We start from the raw sequence: 19,573 nt of genomic DNA, 5'->3' as shown, positions 1-19,573 counted from the left end.
TTTTCCGACGAATCTGTTGGGCGTATACCTGCCGGTTGGAGACAACACACATCACAACAATCCCATGAACCCTGCCAATGGCGCCCCCGGCGCGTCCGGTTTCGACCCCGGCCTGATCCTGCTGGCGTTTGCCCCCGCCTTTCTGCTGACCATCGGCGCGGAGGCGTGGTATTGGCGCAAGCGCGATCCCTCCGTCTACAGCCTCAAGGACACCATTTCAAACGCCAGCCTCGCGCTCATGCACCAGGCGTCTGACGCGTTTTTCCTGTGGCTGATGATCAAGACGGTGTATGTGTGGACCTACAGCCATGGCCTGCGCGCCGTGCCCGAGACGTGGTGGTCGTTCGTGCTGCTTCTGCTGCTGCAGGATTTCCTGTACTACTTCTTCCACCGCGCGAGCCACCGCGTGCGATGGATGTGGGCCTCGCACGTGACGCACCACTCGTCGGAAGGGATGAACTTCTCGACGGCATTCCGCCAGAGCCTGACGTATCCGATTTCAGGCATGTGGCTGTTCTGGATTCCGCTCGCATGGATCGGCTTCACGCCCGATTGGGTGATCCTCGCCGTGGGGCTGAACCTGGCGTTCCAGTTCTTCGTGCATACACGGCTGGGCGCCCTTGATTCGCGCTACGCCGGCTTCTGGCGCCGACTGGGGCAGTACGTCAATACGCCGTCGGTGCATCGCGTGCACCACGCCAAGAACCCGCAGTACATCGACCGCAACTACGCCGGCGTGCTGACGATCTGGGACCGCATGTTCGGCAGCTTCGTCCCAGAGGAAGAGCCGCCCGCCTTCGGCATTACCCGACAGGTCCATACGCACAACCCGATCACCCTGACCTTTCACGAGTGGCGCGACATGTGGGCCGATGTGTTCCGCGATCGGGACATCCGCTACCTGTGGAAGCCGCCCGAGTGGCGCAGCCCGCGCAGCCAGCCCACGGCGATATTGCCGACCGCCGATTCGCATTCCTAGCGCAATAAAAAACGCCCCGGGTTCCGGGGCGTTTTTCTTGCCAGATCGACTGACGATCAGGCCGCTTCTTCGCGCGCAGCACGCTTGCGCTCATGCTCCTTCAGGTGGCGCTTGCGCAGGCGGATGCTCTTCGGCGTGATCTCGACCAGCTCGTCGTCGGCGATGAATTCGACCGCGTATTCCAGTGACATCTGGATCGGTGGCACCAGGCGCACGGCTTCGTCAGTGCCGGAGGCGCGCACGTTGGTCAGCTGCTTGCCCTTGATCGGGTTGACGACGAGGTCGTTGTCGCGGCTGTGGATACCGATGATCATGCCTTCGTACAACGCGTCGCCGGGCGACACGAACATGCGGCCGCGGTCCTGCAGCTTCCACAGTGCGTACGCCACCGCAGCACCGTCGTCCTGCGAGATCAGCACACCGTTGTGGCGCTCGCCGACGCCGCCTTCGCGGACCGGTGCGTACTCGTCAAAGATGTGGCTCATCAGGCCGGTGCCGCGCGTAAGCGTCAGGAATTCGCCCTGGAACCCGATCAGGCCGCGTGCCGGAATGCGGTATTCCAGGCGCGTGCGGCCCTTGCCGTCGGATTCCATGTTCAGCATTTCGCCCTTGCGTCGGCCGAGCTCTTCCATCACGCCGCCCTGGTGCGCGTCTTCAACGTCCACGGTCAGCAGCTCGAACGGCTCGCACTTCACACCGTCGATTTCCTTGAACACCACGCGCGGGCGCGACACGGCAAGCTCGTAGCCCTCGCGACGCATGTTTTCCAGCAGGATGGTCAGGTGCAGTTCGCCACGGCCGGACACTTCGAAGACCGTGTCGTCGCCCGTCTCCTTCACGCGCAGCGCGACGTTGGACTTGAGTTCGCGCTCCAGACGATCGCGCAACTGGCGGCTCGTCACGAACTTGCCTTCGCGGCCGGCCAGCGGCGAGGTGTTCACGCAGAAATTCATCGTGAGGGTCGGCTCGTCTACCTTCAGCATCGGCAGCGCGTCCGGTGCTTCGGGTGCGCACACCGTGCAGCCGATCCCGATGTCTTCAATGCCGTTGATCAGCACGATGTCGCCGGCTTCGGCTTCAGGCACGATCTCGCGCTCCAGGCCACGGAACTTCAGCACCTGGTTGATGCGGCCCTTGATCGGCGCACCTTCCGGGCCGAACTTGACCACCACATCCTGCAGCGGGCGCACACGGCCGCGCGTGATGCGGCCCACGCCGATCTTGCCGACATAGCTCGAATAATCGAGCGAGATGATCTGCAGCTGGAACGGGCCGTTCGGATCGTCGTCGCGCTGCGGCACCTTCTCGAGGATGGTCTCGAACAGCGGCTTCATGTCGCCGCTGCGCACGTCTTCGGTCAGGCCGGCATAGCCGTTCAGGCCCGAGGCGTACACGACCGGGAAGTCGAGCTGGTCGTCGTTCGCGCCGAGCTTGTCGAACAGGTCGAAGGTCTGGTTGATGACCCACTCCGGACGCGCGCCCGGGCGGTCGACCTTGTTGATCACGACGATCGGCTTCAGGCCCAGGGCCAGGGCCTTGCGCGTCACGAAACGCGTCTGCGGCATCGGCCCCTCCACGGCGTCGACCAGCAGCAGCACGCCATCGACCATCGACAGCACGCGCTCGACCTCGCCACCGAAGTCCGCGTGGCCCGGGGTGTCGACGATGTTGATGTGCGTGCCGTTGTACTCGACCGCGCAGTTCTTGGCCAGGATCGTGATGCCGCGCTCTTTTTCGATGTCGTTGGAGTCCATCACGCGCTCGGCGATCTGCTCGTTCTCGCGGAACGTACCGGACTGGCGGAGGAGCTGGTCGACCAGCGTGGTTTTGCCGTGGTCAACGTGGGCAATGATGGCGATGTTGCGAAGCGCGCGCATGGGATGTGAACTCGAAAAGACGTGGCGCGAGCCCGGAAATTCGCTCGCGGAATAACCTGACATTCTAGCATGCTGCAATGCGCAAGACGTGACACCCCCTGATGAATCTATGAGCCGATGTTGCCCGAGAGACGTTTCGCTCACTTATTATTTCCAAAACTGAAATCGCACATTCAGTACCTTGCCGTTTGCTGCATCGATTCGTATATTTGTCCCGACAATGATTGCACATACATAAGATGTCCGAACAGACAAGCCGCACCACCGAAACCCCTGCCGCTGGAGCCCTGTTCCGCGTGGAGGACTACCGCATGTGCGAAAGCGTGGGCTACCTCGTCGGGCGTGCCAAGACGGCACTCTCCATGGCGATCGAACAGGAAGTCGCGCAGATGGACGTGACGCACTCGCAGGCCAGCTGCCTGGTGCTGCTAGCCAACGGGCGCTGCCAGACGGCCACCGATCTGGGCCGCGAACTGAACACCGACATCGGCTCGCTCACCCGCATGCTCAGCCGCATGGAAAAGCGCGGCCTGATCGAGCGCGTGCGCAGCGAGTCCGACCGCCGCGTGGTTCACCTGGAAGTGACCGAGGCAGGGCGTGAGCTGGCCGACCGCATGCCGGCCATCTATACGCATGTGTTGAACCGGTTCTTTGCCGGATTCACGCAGGGCGACGTGGATACGCTGCGCACGCTGCTCAAGCGCATCCTCGATAACGGCGCCGGCGCCGAAGGCAGCCGCTCGCGCGCCAGCCAACACTGACGTCTGGAATCCGGATGCCCACGTTTTCGTCTCTCCCGATCGCTTGACCTATCAACCAACATGAACGCCTCGACCTCCGCCACCCAGGCACCTCCGCTCCCAGGCCGTCGGCCTGCGTGCAGCATGGCTGTGGCGCTTTCCGCCATCGCAGTGGCCGTGCTGGCCGGCTGCGCCAATCTCGGCAATTCGCACAGCACGCAGACCCTGACCTCCCCCGGGCAACTGGCCAGCACCCGGACACTTCCGTCGCAGGGCGGCCAATGGCCGTCGGTGAACTGGGTGGACCAGTTCAATGACCCGCAACTGCGCGCGTTGGTGGACGAGGCGATCAAGGACAACCCGAACCTGCAAGTGGCCTTCGCCCGCGTGCGCGCCTCGCGCGCCATGGCGGACGTGGTGCGCGGCAACCTGTACCCGAGCGTGGGCCTCGAGGCGGAATCCACGCGCCAGCGCCTGTCGGAGTACGACATGTTCGAAGGCACGCCGCTGGCCGGCCGCTGGTTCACGGAATCGAAGATCCAGCTCGGTGTGAGCTACGACCTCGACTTCTGGGGCAAGAACCGTTCCGCGCTGGAAGCCGCCCTGTCCGACGACAAAGCGATGGAGGCCGAAAGCCAGGCTGCGCGGCTGATGCTGTCCACCACCGTTGCGCGCACCTACGCCAAGCTGGCTGCGCTCTATGCACAGCGCGACGTGGCCGAACGCACCATCGCCCAGCGTAAGGACCTGACCTCGCTGGCCGGCCAGCGCCTGCGTGCGGGCCTCGATACACAGGTCGAAACGACGCAGGCCCGCGCCAACGTTGCAGCGGCGCAGACCGAACTCGAGCAGGTCGACGAACAGATCACGCTGGCGCGCAACCAGCTGGCCGCGCTCCTGGGCAAGGGCCCCGACCGCGGCCAGTCGATCACGCGCCCGACACTGCTGGCGCAACCCACGCCGCGGCTGCCGGACAACCTGACCATCGACCTCATCGGCCGCCGCCCGGATCTCGTGGCCGCGCGCTGGCGCGTCGAGGCGGCGTCCAAGGACATCGACGTGGCCAAGGCGGAGTTCCTGCCGGACATCAGCCTGACGGCGTTCCTCGGACTTGCATCCATCGCGCCCGAAAACCTGCTGCTCGGCGCGTCGCGTCAACTCGGCATCGGCCCGGCGCTGAAGCTGCCGATCTTCCAGGGCGGCAAGCTGCGCGCGAACCTGCGCGGCAAGTACGCCAGCTATGACGCGGCGGTCGCGAGCTACAACCAGACGCTGACCGAAGCCCTGCACGACACGGCCGACCAGATCACGGCGCTGCACAGCCTGGACTCGCAGATCGCCATCCAGCGCACGGCGCTCAGTGAGGCAGAACGTGCCTACAGCCTCGCACGCACGCGCTACAGCGCAGGCCTCGGCACGCAGCTGACCGTGCTCAACGCGGAGACGACCGTGCTGCAGCAGCGCAAGCTCGCGACCGACCTGCAGGCGCGCCGCCTGGACGCACAGATGGCCCTGATCAAGGCCCTGGGCGGCGGCTATACCGCCGAAGAACTGCCTGGCGCGAAGCGTGCACAGGCCACGTCGAACAGCTGACCCGGATTCCAGAACCCAACGTTCCAACGCATTCTTTCGAGCCAACATCATGAGTGACAACAAGCCCCAAGCCGCCCCGTCCGCTGCCCCCGCGCCGACGCCGGCGGCCGCCCCGAACGGCAATGGCAACGGAAAACGCAAGCGCATGCTGACCACGCTGGCCGCCGCACTGGTGGTGGCCGGTGTCGGCTACGGTCTCTACTGGGGCCTCTACGGCCGCTGGTTTGAGTCGACCGACGATGCGTACGTGCAAGGCAACGTGGTCCAAGTGACTCCGCAAGTGGCGGGTACCGTGGTGGCCATCCGCGCCGACGACACGCAACTCGTGACCGCCGGCCAGCCGCTGATCGAACTGGACCGCGCGGACGCACGCGTCGCCCTGGAGCAGGCCGAAGCCGCGCTTGCGCAGACGGTGCGCCAGGTGCGCACGCTGTATTCGAACACCAGCGCCTACACCGCCACGCTCGCCATGCGCGAAAGCGACCTCGCCAAGGCCAAGGATGACCTGGCACGCCGCAAGCAAATCGCCGGCACGGGCGCGGTCTCGCAAGAAGAGATCTCGCACGCGCAAACCGCCGTGCAGGCTGCGCAGGCTGCGCTCGAAGCCGCCAAGGAGCAGCTGCAGGGCAACCGCGTGCTGACCGAGCAGACCACGCTGGAGCGTCACCCGAACGTGCTGCAGGCCGCAGCCAAGGTGCGCGAGGCCTACCTCGCGTATGCGCGGACGAGCCTGCCCGCCTCGGTGACGGGCTATGTGGCCAAGCGCTCGGTGCAGGTCGGCCAGCGCGTCGCGCCGGGCACGCCGCTGATGGCGATCGTGCCGCTGGACCAGTTGTGGGTGGACGCGAACTTCAAGGAAGTGCAGGTGCGCCACATGCGCGTGGGCCAGCCGGTGGAACTGGTGGCCGACGTGTATGGCAGCAGCGTGACGTACCACGGCAAGGTGGTCGGCTTCTCGGCCGGCACGGGCTCGGCGTTCTCACTGCTGCCGGCACAGAACGCCACGGGCAACTGGATCAAGGTGGTGCAACGCCTGCCGGTGCGCGTGTCGCTCGATCCGAAGGAACTGAAAGAGCATCCGCTGCGCGTGGGCCTGTCGATGGAAGCCAAGGTCGATATCCACGACGAAGGCGGCCAGGCACTGGCTACCGCGGCGACGGCCTCTCCGCTGCAAACGACGGTGTACGACCAAGCCGGCAAGGAAGCCGACCAGGTCATCGCCAGCATCATCGCCGCCAACGCCGGCCGCGGCGCGGCAAGCACCGCACCGGCCGCCGCATCACGCACTTCGCAACCCGCACCCAAGGTCTGACGCATGGCAACCGCCGCGCCCAAGCCGCTACCGCCACTGACCGGCGCCAAACTGGCGATCGGTACGGTGGCGCTGTCACTGGCGACATTCATGAACGTGCTGGACTCGTCCATCGCCAACGTGTCGATCCCGGCCATCTCAGGCGACCTCGGCGTGGCTCCGAACCAGGGCACGTGGGTCATCACCTCGTTCGCGGTGGCCAACGCCATCTCGGTGCCGCTCACGGGGTGGCTGACGCAGCGTTTCGGGCAGGTGCGCCTGTTCGTCACGTCGATCATCCTGTTCGTACTGTCGTCGTGGGCGTGCGGTTTGGCGCCCAACATGGGCATGCTGATTGCCGCCCGGATCATCCAGGGCGCAGTGGCCGGCCCGATGATTCCGCTGTCGCAATCGCTGCTGCTGTCGACGTATCCGCCCGCGAAAAGCTCCATGGCGCTGGCGCTGTGGGGCATGACCACACTCGTTGCGCCAATCATGGGGCCGATCTTCGGCGGCTGGATCTCCGACAACATGACGTGGCCGTGGATCTTCTACATCAACATCCCCGTGGGGATCCTGGCCGCCTATGCGACCTGGGTCATCTACAAGGACCGCGAATCGCCCACGCGTTCCCTGCCGATCGACAAGATCGGTCTCGCGCTGCTCGTGCTGTGGGTGGGCTCGCTGCAACTGATGCTTGATCGCGGCAAAGAGCTGGACTGGTTCAACTCGACGGAGATCGTGCTGCTAACGGTCATCGCCGTCGTAGGCTTCGCGTTCTTCCTCGTCTGGGAGCTGACCGAAGATCATCCGGTGGTGGACCTGACGTTGTTCAAGGGCCGCAACTTCAGCGCCGGAGTGGTGGCGATCTCCGTGGCGTACGGGCTGTTCTTCGGCAACTTGGTGATCCTGCCGCTGTGGCTGCAGACCATCGTCGGCTACACCGCGACGGACGCGGGTCTGATCATGGCCCCGGTGGGCATCTTCGCCATCATCCTCTCGCCCGTGATCGGCAAGAACCTGCCGAAGATGGACGCCCGCTGGGTGGCAACCACCGCGTTCATGACCTTCGCGCTCGTGTTCTGGATGCGCTCGCACTTCACGACGCAGGTCGACACCTGGACGCTGATGATTCCGACGCTCATCCAGGGCGCGGCCATGGCGATGTTCTTCATCCCGCTCACGTCGATCATACTCTCGGGCCTGCCACCCGAGCGGATTCCGGCTGCATCGGGCCTGTCGAACTTCGTGCGGATCATGTTTGGCGGTATCGGCGCGTCGGTCTCGACCACGGTGTGGGACAACCGGTCTGCCCTGCACCACGCGCAGCTGGTCGAACATGCGAATCCGTACAACCCTGCCTATGCTTCGTCGATCAACCAGTACACGCAACTGGGCATGCCGAACCTGCAGGCCAACGGCGTGATCGAGCGGGTGATCTCGCAACAGGCCGCGATGCTCGGCGCCAACGATATCTTCTGGATCTCGGCGGTGCTGTTCATCGTGCTGATCGTCTTCATCTGGCTGACGAAGCCGGCGAAGTCGGCGGGCGGGGCAGAGGCTGCGGCCGGGGCACACTGAGGCGGCCATCGCGTCAACAAAAAAACCACGCAGCAACGCGTGGTTTTTTTGTCCGGATTCGCTCAGAGGTGCACCAGGCGTTCAGGGCGCAACACCCCGCCGCGCCACACCGCCACACCGAGCAGCGATGCAACCGCGCCATCGCGTACGCCATAGACGCGGACGTGATCGGCGTTCGGCAACGTCAAGTGCAAGGGCAGGCGCTGGCCATGCAGAAAACGGCGGCTCTGCTCAGCATCGAGTTCCAGGCGGGGCAGCGTTTGCAGCAACGCGTCCACCGGCGCCAACAAGGCGATGCGGGCGTCCTCCGTGGCAGCGTCCAGCGCTTCCAGCCTCACCGCACCGTCCAGCGTCAGCTCGCCTACCCGCGTACGGCGCAACGCAACGAGGTGCGCGCCGCAGCCCAGCGCCTCACCAATGTCTTCGCCGAGTGTGCGGATATAGGTGCCCTTGCTGCACGACACGCGCAAGGTGACCGTCGGCTCTGCGGCCTCCAGGTCCGTTGCGAGCACATCGATGGCATGAATCGTCACCCGGCGCGCGGCGCGGTCCACGGTCTGGCCGGCACGGGCGTATTCGTACAGCGGCTTACCGTCTTTCTTCAAGGCAGAGTGCATCGGCGGCACCTGGTCGATCTCACCGACAAAACCGGCGACGGCCGCCTGCAATTGCTCTGGCGTGACCGATACCGGGCGCTCACTCAGCACCTCGCCTTCCGCGTCAGCGGTGCTTGTCCTGATGCCGAGCCGCACGATGGTTTCATACGTCTTGTCGGCTTCGAGCAGATCCTGGGAAAACTTCGTCGCCTCGCCAAAGCACAGCGGTAGCAGGCCCGTGGCGAGCGGGTCCAGCGTTCCGGTATGCCCGGCCTTCTTGGCCCACAGCAGACGCTTGGCGCGCACGAGCGCATCGTTGCTCGACCAGCCGATCGGCTTGTCCAACAGGAGCACGCCATGCACGTCGCGGCGCGGCGGCTTCACCGGCTTGGGCGCGGGTTGCTCAGCCATCATCAGTCGTCTTTGGCTCGCGTGGCGTTGGCCTCGTCGATCAGGCGCGACATCTCGATCCCGCGCTCCACCGAGCCGTCAAAGTGGAAATGCAGCGTCGGCACCGTGTGGATGTGCAGACGCTTGAACAGCAGCGAGTGCAGATAACCGGCCTTCTCGTTCAGGATGGCGGCGGCGGCCTCGGGTTCGGCGCCCAGCACCGTGAAATAGACCTTGGCGTGCGCGTAGTCCGGCGTGAGCGTCACCGACTGCAGCGTCACCAGGCCCATCGCGGGGTTCTTGATTTCGCGCTGGATCAGTTCGGCCAGATCGCGCTGGATCTGGTCTGCGATGCGCACATTGCGGCCCGAGGCCGACCCGGATTTCTTCGGCATAGTGTGGTTCCTCACATGAGCGTGCCGGCATCATGGTCAGCCCGCCCCAAAAAACAAAACGGTGGCGCGGGACGCGCCCGGCCACCGTCGCAAATTCGTGCCGGACGCCATAGCGCCCGGCCACTGCATTACAGCGTACGCGCCACCTCGGTGATCTCGTAGATCTCGAGCTGATCGCCTTCCTTGACGTCGTTGAAGTTCTTGATCGACAGACCGCATTCAAAACCGGCCTTCACTTCCTTCACGTCGTCCTTGAAGCGCTTGAGCGAATCGAGCTCGCCCGAGAAGATGACCACGTTGTCGCGCAGCACACGCACCAGCGAGCTGCGCTTGACGATGCCATCGAGCACCATACAGCCGGCCACCGCACCGACCTTCGGCACATGGAAGACTTGGCGCACCTCGACGAGGCCCGTCGTTTCTTCCTTCTTCTCCGGCGAGAGCATGCCCGACATGGCCGCCTTCACCTCATCCACAGCGTCATAGATGATGTTGTAGTAGCGAATGTCGATGCCCTGATGCTCGGCCAGCTTGCGTGCACCCGCATCGGCGCGCGTGTTGAAGCCGATGATGACGGCCTTCGACGCGGTTGCCAGGTTGACGTCGGATTCGCTGATGCCGCCCACGCCGGCGTGCACGACCTGCACACGCACTTCGTCGGTCGACAGCTTCTGCAGCGAATGCACCAGTGCTTCCTGCGAACCCTGCACGTCGGCCTTGATGATCAGCGCAAGCGTCTTCACGTAGCCTTCGCTCATCTGCTCCAGCATGTTTTCCAGCTTGGCAGCCTGCTGGCGCGCCAGCTTCACGTCGCGGAACTTGCCCTGGCGGAACAGTGCGATTTCGCGTGCCTTGCGTTCGTCCGGCAGCACCAGCACTTCTTCGCCGGCACCCGGCACTTCCGACAGGCCCTGGATCTCCACCGGGATCGACGGACCGGCTTCCTTGGCCGGCTTGCCGTTCTCGTCAAGCATCGCACGCACGCGGCCATAGGCCGTGCCCGCCAATACGACGTCGCCCCGCTTGAGCGTGCCGCTCTGCACCAGCACGGTCGCGATCGGGCCCTTGCCCTTGTCGAGCTGGGCTTCGACCACCAGGCCCTTGGCCGGAGCATCCACCGGCGCCTTCAATTCCAGCACTTCGGCCTGCAGCAGCACGTTTTCCAGCAGGTCGTCGATGCCCTGGCCAGTCTTGGCCGACACCGCCACGAACGGCGAGTCACCGCCGTACTCTTCCGGAATCACGCTCTCGGCAACCAGTTCCTGCTTGACGCGGTCCGGGTTCGCTTCGGGCTTGTCCACCTTGGTGATCGCCACCACGATCGGCACGCCAGCGGCCTTCGCGTGGGAAATGGCTTCCTTCGTCTGAGGCATGACGCCGTCGTCGGCAGCCACGACCAGAATCACGATGTCGGTCGCCTTGGCACCGCGTGCACGCATGGCCGTGAAGGCCTCGTGACCCGGGGTGTCGAGGAAGGTGATGACGCCGCGCGGCGTTTCGACGTGGTACGCGCCGATATGCTGCGTGATGCCACCGGCTTCGCCCGCCGCCACCTTGGCGCGGCGGATGTAGTCGAGCAGCGAGGTCTTGCCGTGGTCGACGTGGCCCATCACGGTCACGACCGGCGGACGGGTCTGCGCCTCGGCATTCGTCTGCTCCTCAGCGCCCTCGATCAGCAGTGCTTCGGGGTCGTCCAGCTTGGCAGCAACCGCCTGATGGCCCATTTCCTCGACCACGATCATCGCGGTCTCCTGGTCCAGGACCTGGTTGATCGTGACCATCTGGCCGAGCTTCATCATCTGTTTGATGACCTCGGCGGCCTTCACCGACATCTTGTGCGCCAGATCGGCCACGGAGATGGTTTCCGGCACGTGCACTTCGCGCACCACCGGTTCCGTCGGTGCCTGGAAGGCGTTGCGATTGTCGTCGCCGTGACGGTTGCGGCCACCCTTGGAACCCGCACGCCAGCCGTCCACACCACCGCCGGTGTCGCCGCGCGTCTTCAGACCGCCGCGCTTGCCACCGCGGGAATCTTCCTGCCAACCCGACTTGCCGCGGCCACCCTTCTTGTCGCCGGACGGTGCGGCCGCAGGTGTAGATACCGGTGCAGCAGCCTTCTTGGCAGCGGGAGCGGTGCGCGCTTCGCCCGCCGGCTTAACCGGCTTGTGCAGCGTGCCCGATTGCTCGGCCTTCTTCGTTTCTTCGGCCTTGCGCTCGGCAGGCGTCTTCAGCACGCGCGCCGGCGCGTTCATCATTTCGCGAATGGCGCGCGCCTCGGCCTCGGCAGCTTCGCGGCGCTTGCGTGCAGCGTCCTCTTCAGCCTTGATCTTGTCGGCGGCAACGCGGGCCTCGTCGGCGGCCTTCTGCGCGGCTTCGCGCTCGCTCGCCAGACGTGCGGCGTCCTCCTCGGCCTTGCGGCGCGGGGCTTCGTCCGACGCTTCGGCTGCGGCGCGGGCGGCTGCAGCTTCTTCCTCCGCCTTCTTGGCGGCGAGTTCAGCCTGGCGCTTCTGCTCCGCTTCGGCAGCTTCCTGGCGCGCGCGACGCTCGGCCTCTTCGCGCTCCATCGCTTCCTGGCGCGCCTTGAGCTCGGCTTCCTGGCGGGCCAGCAACTCGGCCTGACGGCGTTGTTCTTCCTCGCGGCGCGCCATCTCTTCAGCATCGACCACCGGAGCAGCCGGTGCGGCTTCCGCGTCCGCGGCCGCCGAAGTCGGCTCATCACGCTTGACGAGCACGCGCTTCTTCTTGACTTCCACTTGCACGGTGCGTGTCTTGCCGGTGGCATCCGCCTGGCGGATCTCGCTGGTTTCGCGTTTCGTGATCGTGATCTTCTTGCGCGCGCCATCCTCGGCGCTGCCGTGTGCTCGCTTGAGATAGTCGAGCAGACGGGTCTTGTCCGATTCGGTGATGACGTCTTCCGGCGTCGCCTTTTGCACGCCCGCGGCCTGCAATTGTTCCAGCAGCGCCGATGCGCTACGGTTCAATTCGCCAGCGAGTTGGGCAACTGTTGTGCTTGCCATTCAAACCCTTTCGATGCTTGGTTTCAGTGAGGATTGCGATAAACGATCAACGTTTATGCGACTCACGAAAACCAGTGTTCACGCGCCTTCATGATCAGCGCCTTGGCCTGTTCTTCGTTGACGCCGGTCATTTCGACCAGTTCGTCTACGGCCAGCTCGGCCAAGTCGTCACGCGTCTGGATGTTCCCCTCGGCCAGCTTGCCGATCAGCTCCGGGGTCAGCCCCTCGAGGTCGCGCAGGTCTTGCGACACCTTCTCGACCTTTTCTTCCTTCGCCAGCTCCATCGTCAACAGCACGTCACGGGCGCGGTTGCGCAGCTCGTTGACGGTGTCTTCGTCGAACGCTTCGATTTCCAGCATTTCCTGCAGCGGCACGTAGGCAACTTCCTCGAGCGAGCTGAAGCCCTCTTCGATCAGGATGTCGGCCACTTCCTCGTCCACGTCGAGCTTGTCCATGAACAGCTTGCGGACCACGGAGCTTTCCTCGGCCTGCTTCTGTGCCGATTCGGCCGGCGTCATGATGTTGATCTGCCAGCCGGTCAGCTCGGACGCCAGGCGAACGTTCTGGCCACTGCGGCCAATGGCCACTGCGAGGTTTTCCTCGTCGACCACCACGTCCATGCTGTGCTTTTCTTCGTCAACGACGATGGACTGCACCTGCGCCGGCGCCAGCGCACCGATCACGAACTGCGCCGGGTCTTCCGACCACAGGACGATGTCCACAGCCTCGCCGCCGACTTCATTGCGCACAGCCGTCACGCGCGTACCGCGCACACCGACGCAGGTGCCGATCGGGTCGATGCGCTTGTCGTGCGCGACGACCGCGATTTTCGCACGCACGCCCGGGTCACGCGCAGCGGCCTTGATCTCGAGCAGGCCCTGTTCCATTTCAGGCACTTCGTTCTCGAAGAGCTTGATGAGGAACTCGGGGCACGTGCGCGAGAGCTCGATCTGAGGGCCGCGTGCGCTGCGGTCGACGTTCAGGATGTAGGCACGCACGCGGTCGCCGGTGCGCAGATTTTCCTTCGGGATCATCTGGTCGCGCGTCAGCAGCGCTTCGACGCGGCCGGATTCGACGATCAGGCCCTTCTTGTCGGCACGCTTGATGGTGCCGGTCATGATCTTCTCGCCGCGATCCAGGTAGTCGTTCAGGATCTGCTCGCGCTCCGCATCGCGGATGCGCTGCAGGATCACCTGCTTTGCCGCCTGGGCGCCAATGCGGCCAAACTCCACCGACTCGATCTGCTCTTCGATGAAGTCGTCGACATTGATATCCGGGTCCTGCTCCCGGGCTTCGAACAGCAGGATCTGCTTGTCCGGCTCCTGCAGCCCAGCATCGTCGGGAACGACGAGCCAGCGGCGGAAGGTTTCGTGTTCGCCCGACTCACGGTCGATCGCCACGCGCACATCCACGTCTTCTTCAAAGCGCTTCTTGGTCGCCGAAGCCAGTGCAGCTTCCAGCGCCCCGAACACCACATCCTTGTCGACGTTCTTTTCGCGCGCAAGCGCATCGACGAGCAACAGAACTTCGCGGCTCATTGCTTGTTCCCTTTGTTTCGATTTCCTTTGAAGTCCAGCACGGGCACGAGCCGGGCGCGGTCGAGTTCCGACAGCGTGAATTCCAGCAGCGCCGGGCCATCCTTGCCCTCGAATTCGAGGCCGATCCGTTCCTGGCCGGGCTCTCCCGTCGGAGCCTGAACGATTCCCGTGAAATTCTTCTGCCCACCCACCGGCAGGCGCAGCGTCACCTTGGCCTCGAGGCCTGCGAAACGCGTGAAGTCGGCCAGTGTGCGCAGCGGGCGGTCCAGCCCCGGCGAGGACACTTCGAGCCGCTCGTAGTTGACATTTTCAACTTCGAACACACGCGTGAGCTGATGGCTCACTTTTTCGCAATCTTCAATGACGATGCCGCGTTCCGCCTGATCGATATACACACGCAGCAACCCTGCCGGCGCGCGTTCCACTTCCACCAGCTCATAACCCATGGCGGCGAGGGTTTTCTCAATCAGATCAGTCAGATGCACGTTTTTCCTGAAGAATGTCCCGGTATTGCCAACCTGCCGAAGCAAAAAAAAAATGGGCGCAACGCCCATATCATTCGCCCATCTTCTGCAGGATGACCTTTGATTAGACTCGCATTGTACTGCGTCTTGTGGCAAAACGCAAAAGTTGCCCACCATGGCTGCTCGGGCGGGCGCCGTGGCGAATTCCGCACACAACGCCCTTCAACGCCATCTCAGCGCTTGCCGCCACGTTTGCCGCCGCGAGCCTTGTTGCCGTTCGGCATGCCGCCGCCTTTTCCGCCCGGGCGCTTGTTGCCTGGCACGCGGTTTCCGTCTCGCATCGCCCCGCCTGGGCCGCGCCCGTCCGGGCGGCCGCCCATGCGGGTGCGCGCAGTCAGCGTGGTGGGGCCGCCCACGTTGATGTAGCCCATCGAGGTCTGCATCGGATCAGGCTGCCGGGGGCTGGACTGCCGGCGTTGCGGCGGCAGCGCGCGGTTGCCGTTCTCGATCCCGAGGCCGCGCGACTGGAAGTTCGCTTCGCCGGTGAAGCCGGAAGACATCGGCCCCATCAGCACGGGCGCCGGCTGGCGGCGACGATTGCCCTGGCGGTTCTGCTCACCGGAGCCGGCCGCGGGCACCTTCATGCCTAGCGTGCTCATCAGCGTACGCACGTCCTCGGCCGGCACCTCCTGCCAGCGTCCCCGCTTGAGGCCGCGCGGCAGCACGAAGCTGCCGTAGCGCGTGCGGATCAGCCGCGACACCGTCAGGTTGACCGCCTCGAACATGCGCCGCACTTCGCGGTTGCGGCCTTCGGTCAAGGCGACGTGATACCAGTGGTTGACACCCTCGCCGCCGCCGTCAACACAGCGCAGGAAGTTCGCTTCGCCATCCTGCAGCTGGATGCCGTGAAGCAATTTCTGGCGGTCGGTTTCCGTCAGCTCACCAAGCGTGCGCACCGCGTATTCGCGCTCGACGCCGTACCGCGGGTGCATGAAACGGTTCGCAATATCGCCGGAGGTGGTGAAGATCAGCAGCCCTTCGGTGTTGAAATCCAGGCGACCAACGGCGACCCACTTGCCGGTCTTCATGCGCGGCAGCGCGTCGAACACGGTCGGACGGCCTTCCGGATCGGACTGGCTGACGATTTCGCCGGCCGGCTTGTGGTACAGCAGCACGCGCGGCGGCTTGTTGGGCAGCTTGCGCTGGATGAGCTTGCCGTTGACCCGCACCTGATCGGTCGGAAGGATACGCTGACCGATGTGCGCTGGAAGCCCGTTCACGGAAACACGGCCCTGCAGGATCAGGTCTTCCATGTCGCGGCGCGAGCCCAGGCCGGCATCCGCCAGGATCTTGTGCAGCTTGGGGGCGTCGTCCTCGGCGGTGAGCTCCCGGACCTTCGGGGGCTGCGGATTGCCGCCCGCGTCGGTCTCGGAGTCATACGCGCCCGAAATCACATACTGGAAGACATCCTCGGCGCCCTTGACACCCTTGGGGCCCTTGCCGCCGCGGTTCTGGTTCTGCGCTCCAGCCTTGCCCTGCGGCTTGCCGCTGCGGTTTTGACCCTTGGCGCGGCCGCCCGCGTTCTTGCCAGCCGCGCCCTCGGTACGCTCGGCGCCTTGCTGGCCATCGTTCTGGCGACGGCGGTTCTTGCCGAAGCGGCCCCGCGGGCCCCTGCGCTCGTCCTGGCCCTCGGCTGACGCAGGCTCGGGCTGCGCAGCGCCCTCTGCTGCCGCCACCTCAGCGGGGGCTTCCTTGGGTTTCCGCGTGCGCGGCGCGCGGCTCTTGCGCGGCTGCGCCGACTGGTCGGCATCGGGCGCAGCGGCAGCATCCGCCCCCTCACCTTCCGGGCGGCTGTCCTGCTGCTGGCGTCGCGAAGCGACAAGGTTGCGCAGACCGCGGCGCAGTCCCTTGCGACGAGGCGCGGACGATTCGGCGCCGTCGCTGCCTTCTTGTCGGGGCGGCTGCGCGTCGGCGTCGGCCGGCATACGTGTATCCATGGAATCTGGCTCGGTGCTCACAACGTCTTTCAAATTTGGGGGTTCAGGCCACGCGCCGACTGAGCGGCTGGCGCGGCATTAAGAGTGTTCGTTGGCGGGGGCCGAAGGTGCCTCCGCCATTGCCTTGTGTTCGTCGACCGGCGTGTCTTCATCGACTTCCGGCTCAGGTTGCGCTGCGGCGTCGGCCGGCATGGCCACATGGGCGGCCTCCGCTTCTGCCTGCGCTTCGGGCACCGCTTCGGCGACGGCCTGTTCCGCCTCGGCCACGCCCGACGATTCGGCCGCCTCGATCGCCTCGACCGCCGGGCCCGCGTTGGCGGCGCCGTCATCCGGCGCCCCGTTGACGAGCGCCGTCAGCTCGTCCACTGCAGCCGCGCCGCCCGCGCCACCGTCGAACTCGATGGCGCCTTGCTCCAGCAGACTGGCTTGCGCCTGGGCACGCGCATCTTCGAGCGGCGGCAGCTCGTCGAGCGAACGCAGGCCCAGGTCGTCGAGGAATTGCTTGGTGGTCGCGTACAGCGCCGGACGGCCAGGCACGTCACGATGGCCGATCACCTCGATCCAGCCGCGGTCTTCGATCTGCTTGATGACCTGCGTGTTGACCGTCACGCCGCGGATATCTTCGATGTCCCCCCTGGTAACGGGCTGGCGGTAAGCGATGATCGCCAGCGTTTCCATCACTGCACGCGAATACTTGGGCGGCTTTTCCGGATGCAGGCGATCAAGGTACACGCGCATCTCGGGGCGGCTCTGCAGGCGCCAGCCGGAGGCCAGCGCAACGAGCTCCACACCGCGATTCAGCCAGTCCTGTCGCAGTTCTTCGAGCAGCACGCGGATCGTGTCTGCCGAGACGTCCTCGTCGAAGAGCTTGCGCAAGTCATTGACTCGCAACGGGTCCTGCGCGCAGATCAGCGCGGTCTCGAGGACGATCTTCGCCTCTTGGGTATTCATCGGGTTGAGCGGCTCGTCATTGCTCGCGCGCGGCCGGTTGCCGTCACGCTTGAGGTTTGTCGTCCCACCGCGAAGCACGCGGCATTTCTGAATGCTGTTGCCCACCCGGGCCCGGCGCGCGAGGGCCAATGACGCCATTGGGCCTTGCACCGAAACGCAGTGGCTGTGCCCGCAAAATAGGGCCGGAGGAGCGAGTTGATCCGGTGCCGGTCAGGCACCACAAGGGCAATTTCTTCCGCCGCCGCGAGGGGCGGATACTGCGCCGGGCGGCCGCCAACGAAGAATGGCGGCTTGCCCGAATCGACTGTCCAGGGCGGCCTCTCGCGGCCTTTGCGCTGGATGGCATCGCTGGGCGCCGCGCTTGGCATTGTTGATGTGCGCGGCTGGCGAGTCGAATTGTTGTCGATTGTAGGGCAATTTCGCGCGGCGCCGCAACCACGAAGATCTTGAGCGCCCATCCCCTGCGCCGGATGGCGGTTGGCCCGTGCTTCAAACGGCTACAGCACAAGACAAAAGCCGTGTGAAGAAAGCATCTCGGGCAGCCACATCGCACGCGCAAGCCCCGCGAGGCCAAATGCGGCAATGGCGGCGGCGGCCAGGCGGCGCGCCCAGCGCCTGCGTGAGAACTCGCGTGCCCAGCCGGCCACGCCCGACATCAACAGCAGGTTGGGCAGTGTGCCGGCACCAAAGGCGAGCATGACGATCGCGCCCGACGCCGCGTTGCCAGCCAACAACGCTACAGCCAATGTGCCGTACACCATGCCGCAGGGCACGAGGCCCCATGCCAGGCCGGTGACGTAGCGCTGCACGAGCGGCGGTTGCCCGCGCAGCTTGGCACCCAAAGCTGCAGCCACGCCAGATACGCTGCCGGTCAGCCGGCCGAGCACGCGCTCGAGCCGCGAACTGCGCCACGCATCCCCGCCCGATCGCACAAGCAGCAGCAACCCGTAGGCAAGCAGCAATGCGCTGGCGAACGCAAACAGACCGCGCTGAATGGGCAGCCACTGCTGGCGCCAGACCGTTGCACCCATCGCTCCCATGGCCGCACCGAGCACGCCGTACATGGTCAATCGTCCGGCATGCATGACTGCCTGCTCAAACCACAGGCGGCGGCGCGAGACCACGCGCACCACCACGCCACGCTCTGCGGCCAGCGCGATACCACCGCACATCGCCACGCAATGCACGCCGCCCAGCAGGGCAATCAGGAAGACACTCGTGAGGACAGCCGCCGTCATTTTTCTGAGGTAATTTTGATATGGCGCAAGGTTGGTGTTTTACCGCGACAAATCCGCGGCAAATCGTGCGCTTTACGGAATGGGAGCTGCCCGATAACGGGGAGGCCGCCGCTATAATGGGCGCCAGTTGCGCCAAACGCATTACTCATCCCGACCTGCTGATAATCACAATCACTGCGCCCTGTGCTCACACGAATCGCCCTCTCCGACCAAGCCTCGCGTTGTTCCACCTGCGTTCTCGGGCAAATCTGCCTGCCGGTGGGAATGAGCTCGGATGACGTGCGCAAAATGGACGAACTCGTCGAAGAGCGCATCCGCATCAAGAAAGGACAGACGCTCTACACGCTCGGCGAGCCGCTCGAAGCGGTGTATGGCATCCGTTTCGGCACGCTCAAGACGCATGTGACGCTCGAAGACGGGCGGCACCAGATCACCGGTTTCCATCTGCCGGGCGAGATCGTCGGGCTGGACGGCATTGGCGAGATGCGGCACGTATCGGACGCCACGGCACTCGAAGACACCGAAGTGTGCGTCGTGCGTTACGACGACCTGCAACAGCTCTCGCGCCGACTGCCCTCGCTGCAGCATCAGTTCCTGCGCATCATGAGCAAGGAGATTTCGCAGGATCACCTGATGCTGCTGACACTCGGTTCCATGCGCGCGGAAGAACGGCTGGCGGCGTTCCTGCTGAACCTTTCCAAGCGCTCGGCGCAGCGCGGTTATTCTTCCACCGAGTTTGTGCTGCGCATGAGCCGCGAAGAGTTGGGCAGCTATCTGGGCTTGAAGCTCGAAACCGTGAGCCGGCTGTTCTCGCGCTTTGCCGAGGCCGGGCTCATCCAGATCCGCCAACGCCACGTCAAGCTGATCGACCTGGCAGGCCTGCGCCAGGTGATGAGCGGCCAGGCTGCCTAAGCTGCCACTCACCG

General features: G+C 65.0%; 15 protein-coding genes. 6 read left to right on the top strand and 9 right to left on the bottom strand.

The window, feature by feature from the left end; translation table 11 throughout:
- Positions 1-64 precede the first annotated feature (64 nt).
- Entirely contained in the window at positions 65-979 is a 915-nt protein-coding gene (locus TK49_RS10620) for a sterol desaturase family protein (RefSeq protein WP_045786659.1), read from the top strand.
- 56 nt (positions 980-1,035) lie between these two features.
- Here TK49_RS10620 and typA read toward each other — a convergent pair whose 3' ends face one another.
- The gene (typA, locus tag TK49_RS10615) at positions 1,036-2,856 is read right to left on the bottom strand and encodes a translational GTPase TypA (RefSeq protein WP_045786658.1); all 1,821 of its coding nucleotides are present in this window, start codon (positions 2,854-2,856) and stop codon (positions 1,036-1,038) included.
- 311 nt (positions 2,857-3,167) lie between these two features.
- Here typA and TK49_RS10610 point away from each other — a divergent pair, with 311 nt between their 5' ends.
- From TK49_RS10610 to TK49_RS10595, 4 genes are read left to right on the top strand one after another with little or no spacing between them, the layout of a single operon-like run.
- Positions 3,168-3,617, top strand: a complete 450-nt coding sequence (locus TK49_RS10610) for a MarR family winged helix-turn-helix transcriptional regulator (protein WP_045787842.1) — start codon at positions 3,168-3,170, stop codon at positions 3,615-3,617.
- Positions 3,618-3,677: 60 nt separating this feature from the next.
- Positions 3,678-5,189, top strand: coding sequence for an AdeC/AdeK/OprM family multidrug efflux complex outer membrane factor (locus TK49_RS10605; RefSeq protein ID WP_045786657.1), 1,512 nt, complete (start codon positions 3,678-3,680; stop codon positions 5,187-5,189).
- 49 nt (positions 5,190-5,238) lie between these two features.
- Positions 5,239-6,501 (top strand): HlyD/EmrA/EmrK family protein, encoded by a 1,263-nt coding sequence (locus tag TK49_RS10600; protein ID WP_045786656.1) that lies wholly within the window; start codon positions 5,239-5,241, stop codon positions 6,499-6,501.
- A 3-nt stretch (positions 6,502-6,504) separates the two neighbouring features.
- Complete coding sequence (locus TK49_RS10595) at positions 6,505-8,061, top strand: DHA2 family efflux MFS transporter permease subunit (protein WP_045786655.1); 1,557 nt, start codon at positions 6,505-6,507, stop codon at positions 8,059-8,061.
- 62 nt (positions 8,062-8,123) lie between these two features.
- Here the strand turns inward: TK49_RS10595 and truB are convergent, their stop codons facing one another.
- The 8 genes from truB to TK49_RS10555 form a co-directional block, all read right to left on the bottom strand.
- Positions 8,124-9,068, bottom strand: a complete 945-nt coding sequence (truB, locus tag TK49_RS10590; RefSeq protein WP_045787841.1) for a tRNA pseudouridine(55) synthase TruB — start codon at positions 9,066-9,068, stop codon at positions 8,124-8,126.
- Positions 9,069-9,070: 2 nt separating this feature from the next.
- Entirely contained in the window at positions 9,071-9,442 is a 372-nt protein-coding gene (gene rbfA, locus TK49_RS10585; protein WP_045786654.1) for a 30S ribosome-binding factor RbfA, read from the bottom strand.
- 128 nt (positions 9,443-9,570) lie between these two features.
- Positions 9,571-12,459: a translation initiation factor IF-2 gene (infB, locus tag TK49_RS10580; RefSeq protein ID WP_045786653.1), complete on the bottom strand. Its 2,889-nt coding sequence runs from the start codon at positions 12,457-12,459 to the stop codon at positions 9,571-9,573.
- 62 nt (positions 12,460-12,521) lie between these two features.
- Positions 12,522-13,997 carry a transcription termination factor NusA gene (gene nusA / locus TK49_RS10575; protein ID WP_045786652.1) on the bottom strand — a complete coding sequence of 492 codons (1,476 nt, stop codon included), beginning with the start codon at positions 13,995-13,997 and terminating at the stop codon, positions 12,522-12,524.
- Positions 13,994-14,482: a ribosome maturation factor RimP gene (gene rimP / locus TK49_RS10570; protein WP_045786651.1), complete on the bottom strand. Its 489-nt coding sequence runs from the start codon at positions 14,480-14,482 to the stop codon at positions 13,994-13,996. Before rimP ends, nusA begins: the two co-directional genes overlap by 4 nt.
- Before the next feature lie 212 nt (positions 14,483-14,694).
- Positions 14,695-16,446, bottom strand: coding sequence for a pseudouridine synthase (locus TK49_RS10565; RefSeq protein ID WP_045786650.1), 1,752 nt, complete (start codon positions 16,444-16,446; stop codon positions 14,695-14,697).
- Positions 16,447-16,536: 90 nt separating this feature from the next.
- Positions 16,537-17,409, bottom strand: coding sequence for an SMC-Scp complex subunit ScpB (scpB, locus tag TK49_RS10560; protein ID WP_045787840.1), 873 nt, complete (start codon positions 17,407-17,409; stop codon positions 16,537-16,539).
- Between the two features lie 497 nt (positions 17,410-17,906).
- Positions 17,907-18,647, bottom strand: a complete 741-nt coding sequence (locus TK49_RS10555) for a sulfite exporter TauE/SafE family protein (RefSeq protein WP_045786649.1) — start codon at positions 18,645-18,647, stop codon at positions 17,907-17,909.
- A gap of 183 nt (positions 18,648-18,830) precedes the next feature.
- On the opposite strand from TK49_RS10555, the gene fnr reads away from it, so the two are divergent.
- Positions 18,831-19,559 (top strand): fumarate/nitrate reduction transcriptional regulator Fnr, encoded by a 729-nt coding sequence (gene fnr / locus TK49_RS10550; RefSeq protein WP_082076305.1) that lies wholly within the window; start codon positions 18,831-18,833, stop codon positions 19,557-19,559.
- Positions 19,560-19,573 lie beyond the last annotated feature (14 nt).

Origin of the sequence: Ralstonia mannitolilytica, from assembly GCF_000954135.1 — a bacterium.
Taxonomy (GTDB): Bacteria; Pseudomonadota; Gammaproteobacteria; order Burkholderiales; family Burkholderiaceae; genus Ralstonia; species Ralstonia mannitolilytica.
Note: the sequence above shows the minus strand (reverse complement) of the source record. Positions and strands in the feature narration are given on the sequence as shown.

What these genes read in the sequence shown, in the direction of transcription:
- TK49_RS10620 (WP_045786659.1), top strand. Translation starts at nt 65, where the DNA reads ATGAACCCTGCCAATGGCGCCCCCGGCGCGTCCGGTTTCGACCCCGGC.
- typA (WP_045786658.1), bottom strand. Translation starts at nt 2,856, where the DNA reads ATGCGCGCGCTTCGCAACATCGCCATCATTGCCCACGTTGACCACGGC.
- TK49_RS10610 (WP_045787842.1), top strand. Translation starts at nt 3,168, where the DNA reads ATGTGCGAAAGCGTGGGCTACCTCGTCGGGCGTGCCAAGACGGCACTC.
- TK49_RS10605 (WP_045786657.1), top strand. Translation starts at nt 3,678, where the DNA reads ATGAACGCCTCGACCTCCGCCACCCAGGCACCTCCGCTCCCAGGCCGT.
- TK49_RS10600 (WP_045786656.1), top strand. Translation starts at nt 5,239, where the DNA reads ATGAGTGACAACAAGCCCCAAGCCGCCCCGTCCGCTGCCCCCGCGCCG.
- TK49_RS10595 (WP_045786655.1), top strand. Translation starts at nt 6,505, where the DNA reads ATGGCAACCGCCGCGCCCAAGCCGCTACCGCCACTGACCGGCGCCAAA.
- truB (WP_045787841.1), bottom strand. Translation starts at nt 9,068, where the DNA reads ATGGCTGAGCAACCCGCGCCCAAGCCGGTGAAGCCGCCGCGCCGCGAC.
- rbfA (WP_045786654.1), bottom strand. Translation starts at nt 9,442, where the DNA reads ATGCCGAAGAAATCCGGGTCGGCCTCGGGCCGCAATGTGCGCATCGCA.
- infB (WP_045786653.1), bottom strand. Translation starts at nt 12,459, where the DNA reads ATGGCAAGCACAACAGTTGCCCAACTCGCTGGCGAATTGAACCGTAGC.
- nusA (WP_045786652.1), bottom strand. Translation starts at nt 13,997, where the DNA reads ATGAGCCGCGAAGTTCTGTTGCTCGTCGATGCGCTTGCGCGCGAAAAG.
- TK49_RS10565 (WP_045786650.1), bottom strand. Translation starts at nt 16,446, where the DNA reads ATGCCGGCCGACGCCGACGCGCAGCCGCCCCGACAAGAAGGCAGCGAC.
- scpB (WP_045787840.1), bottom strand. Translation starts at nt 17,409, where the DNA reads ATGAATACCCAAGAGGCGAAGATCGTCCTCGAGACCGCGCTGATCTGC.
- TK49_RS10555 (WP_045786649.1), bottom strand. Translation starts at nt 18,647, where the DNA reads ATGACGGCGGCTGTCCTCACGAGTGTCTTCCTGATTGCCCTGCTGGGC.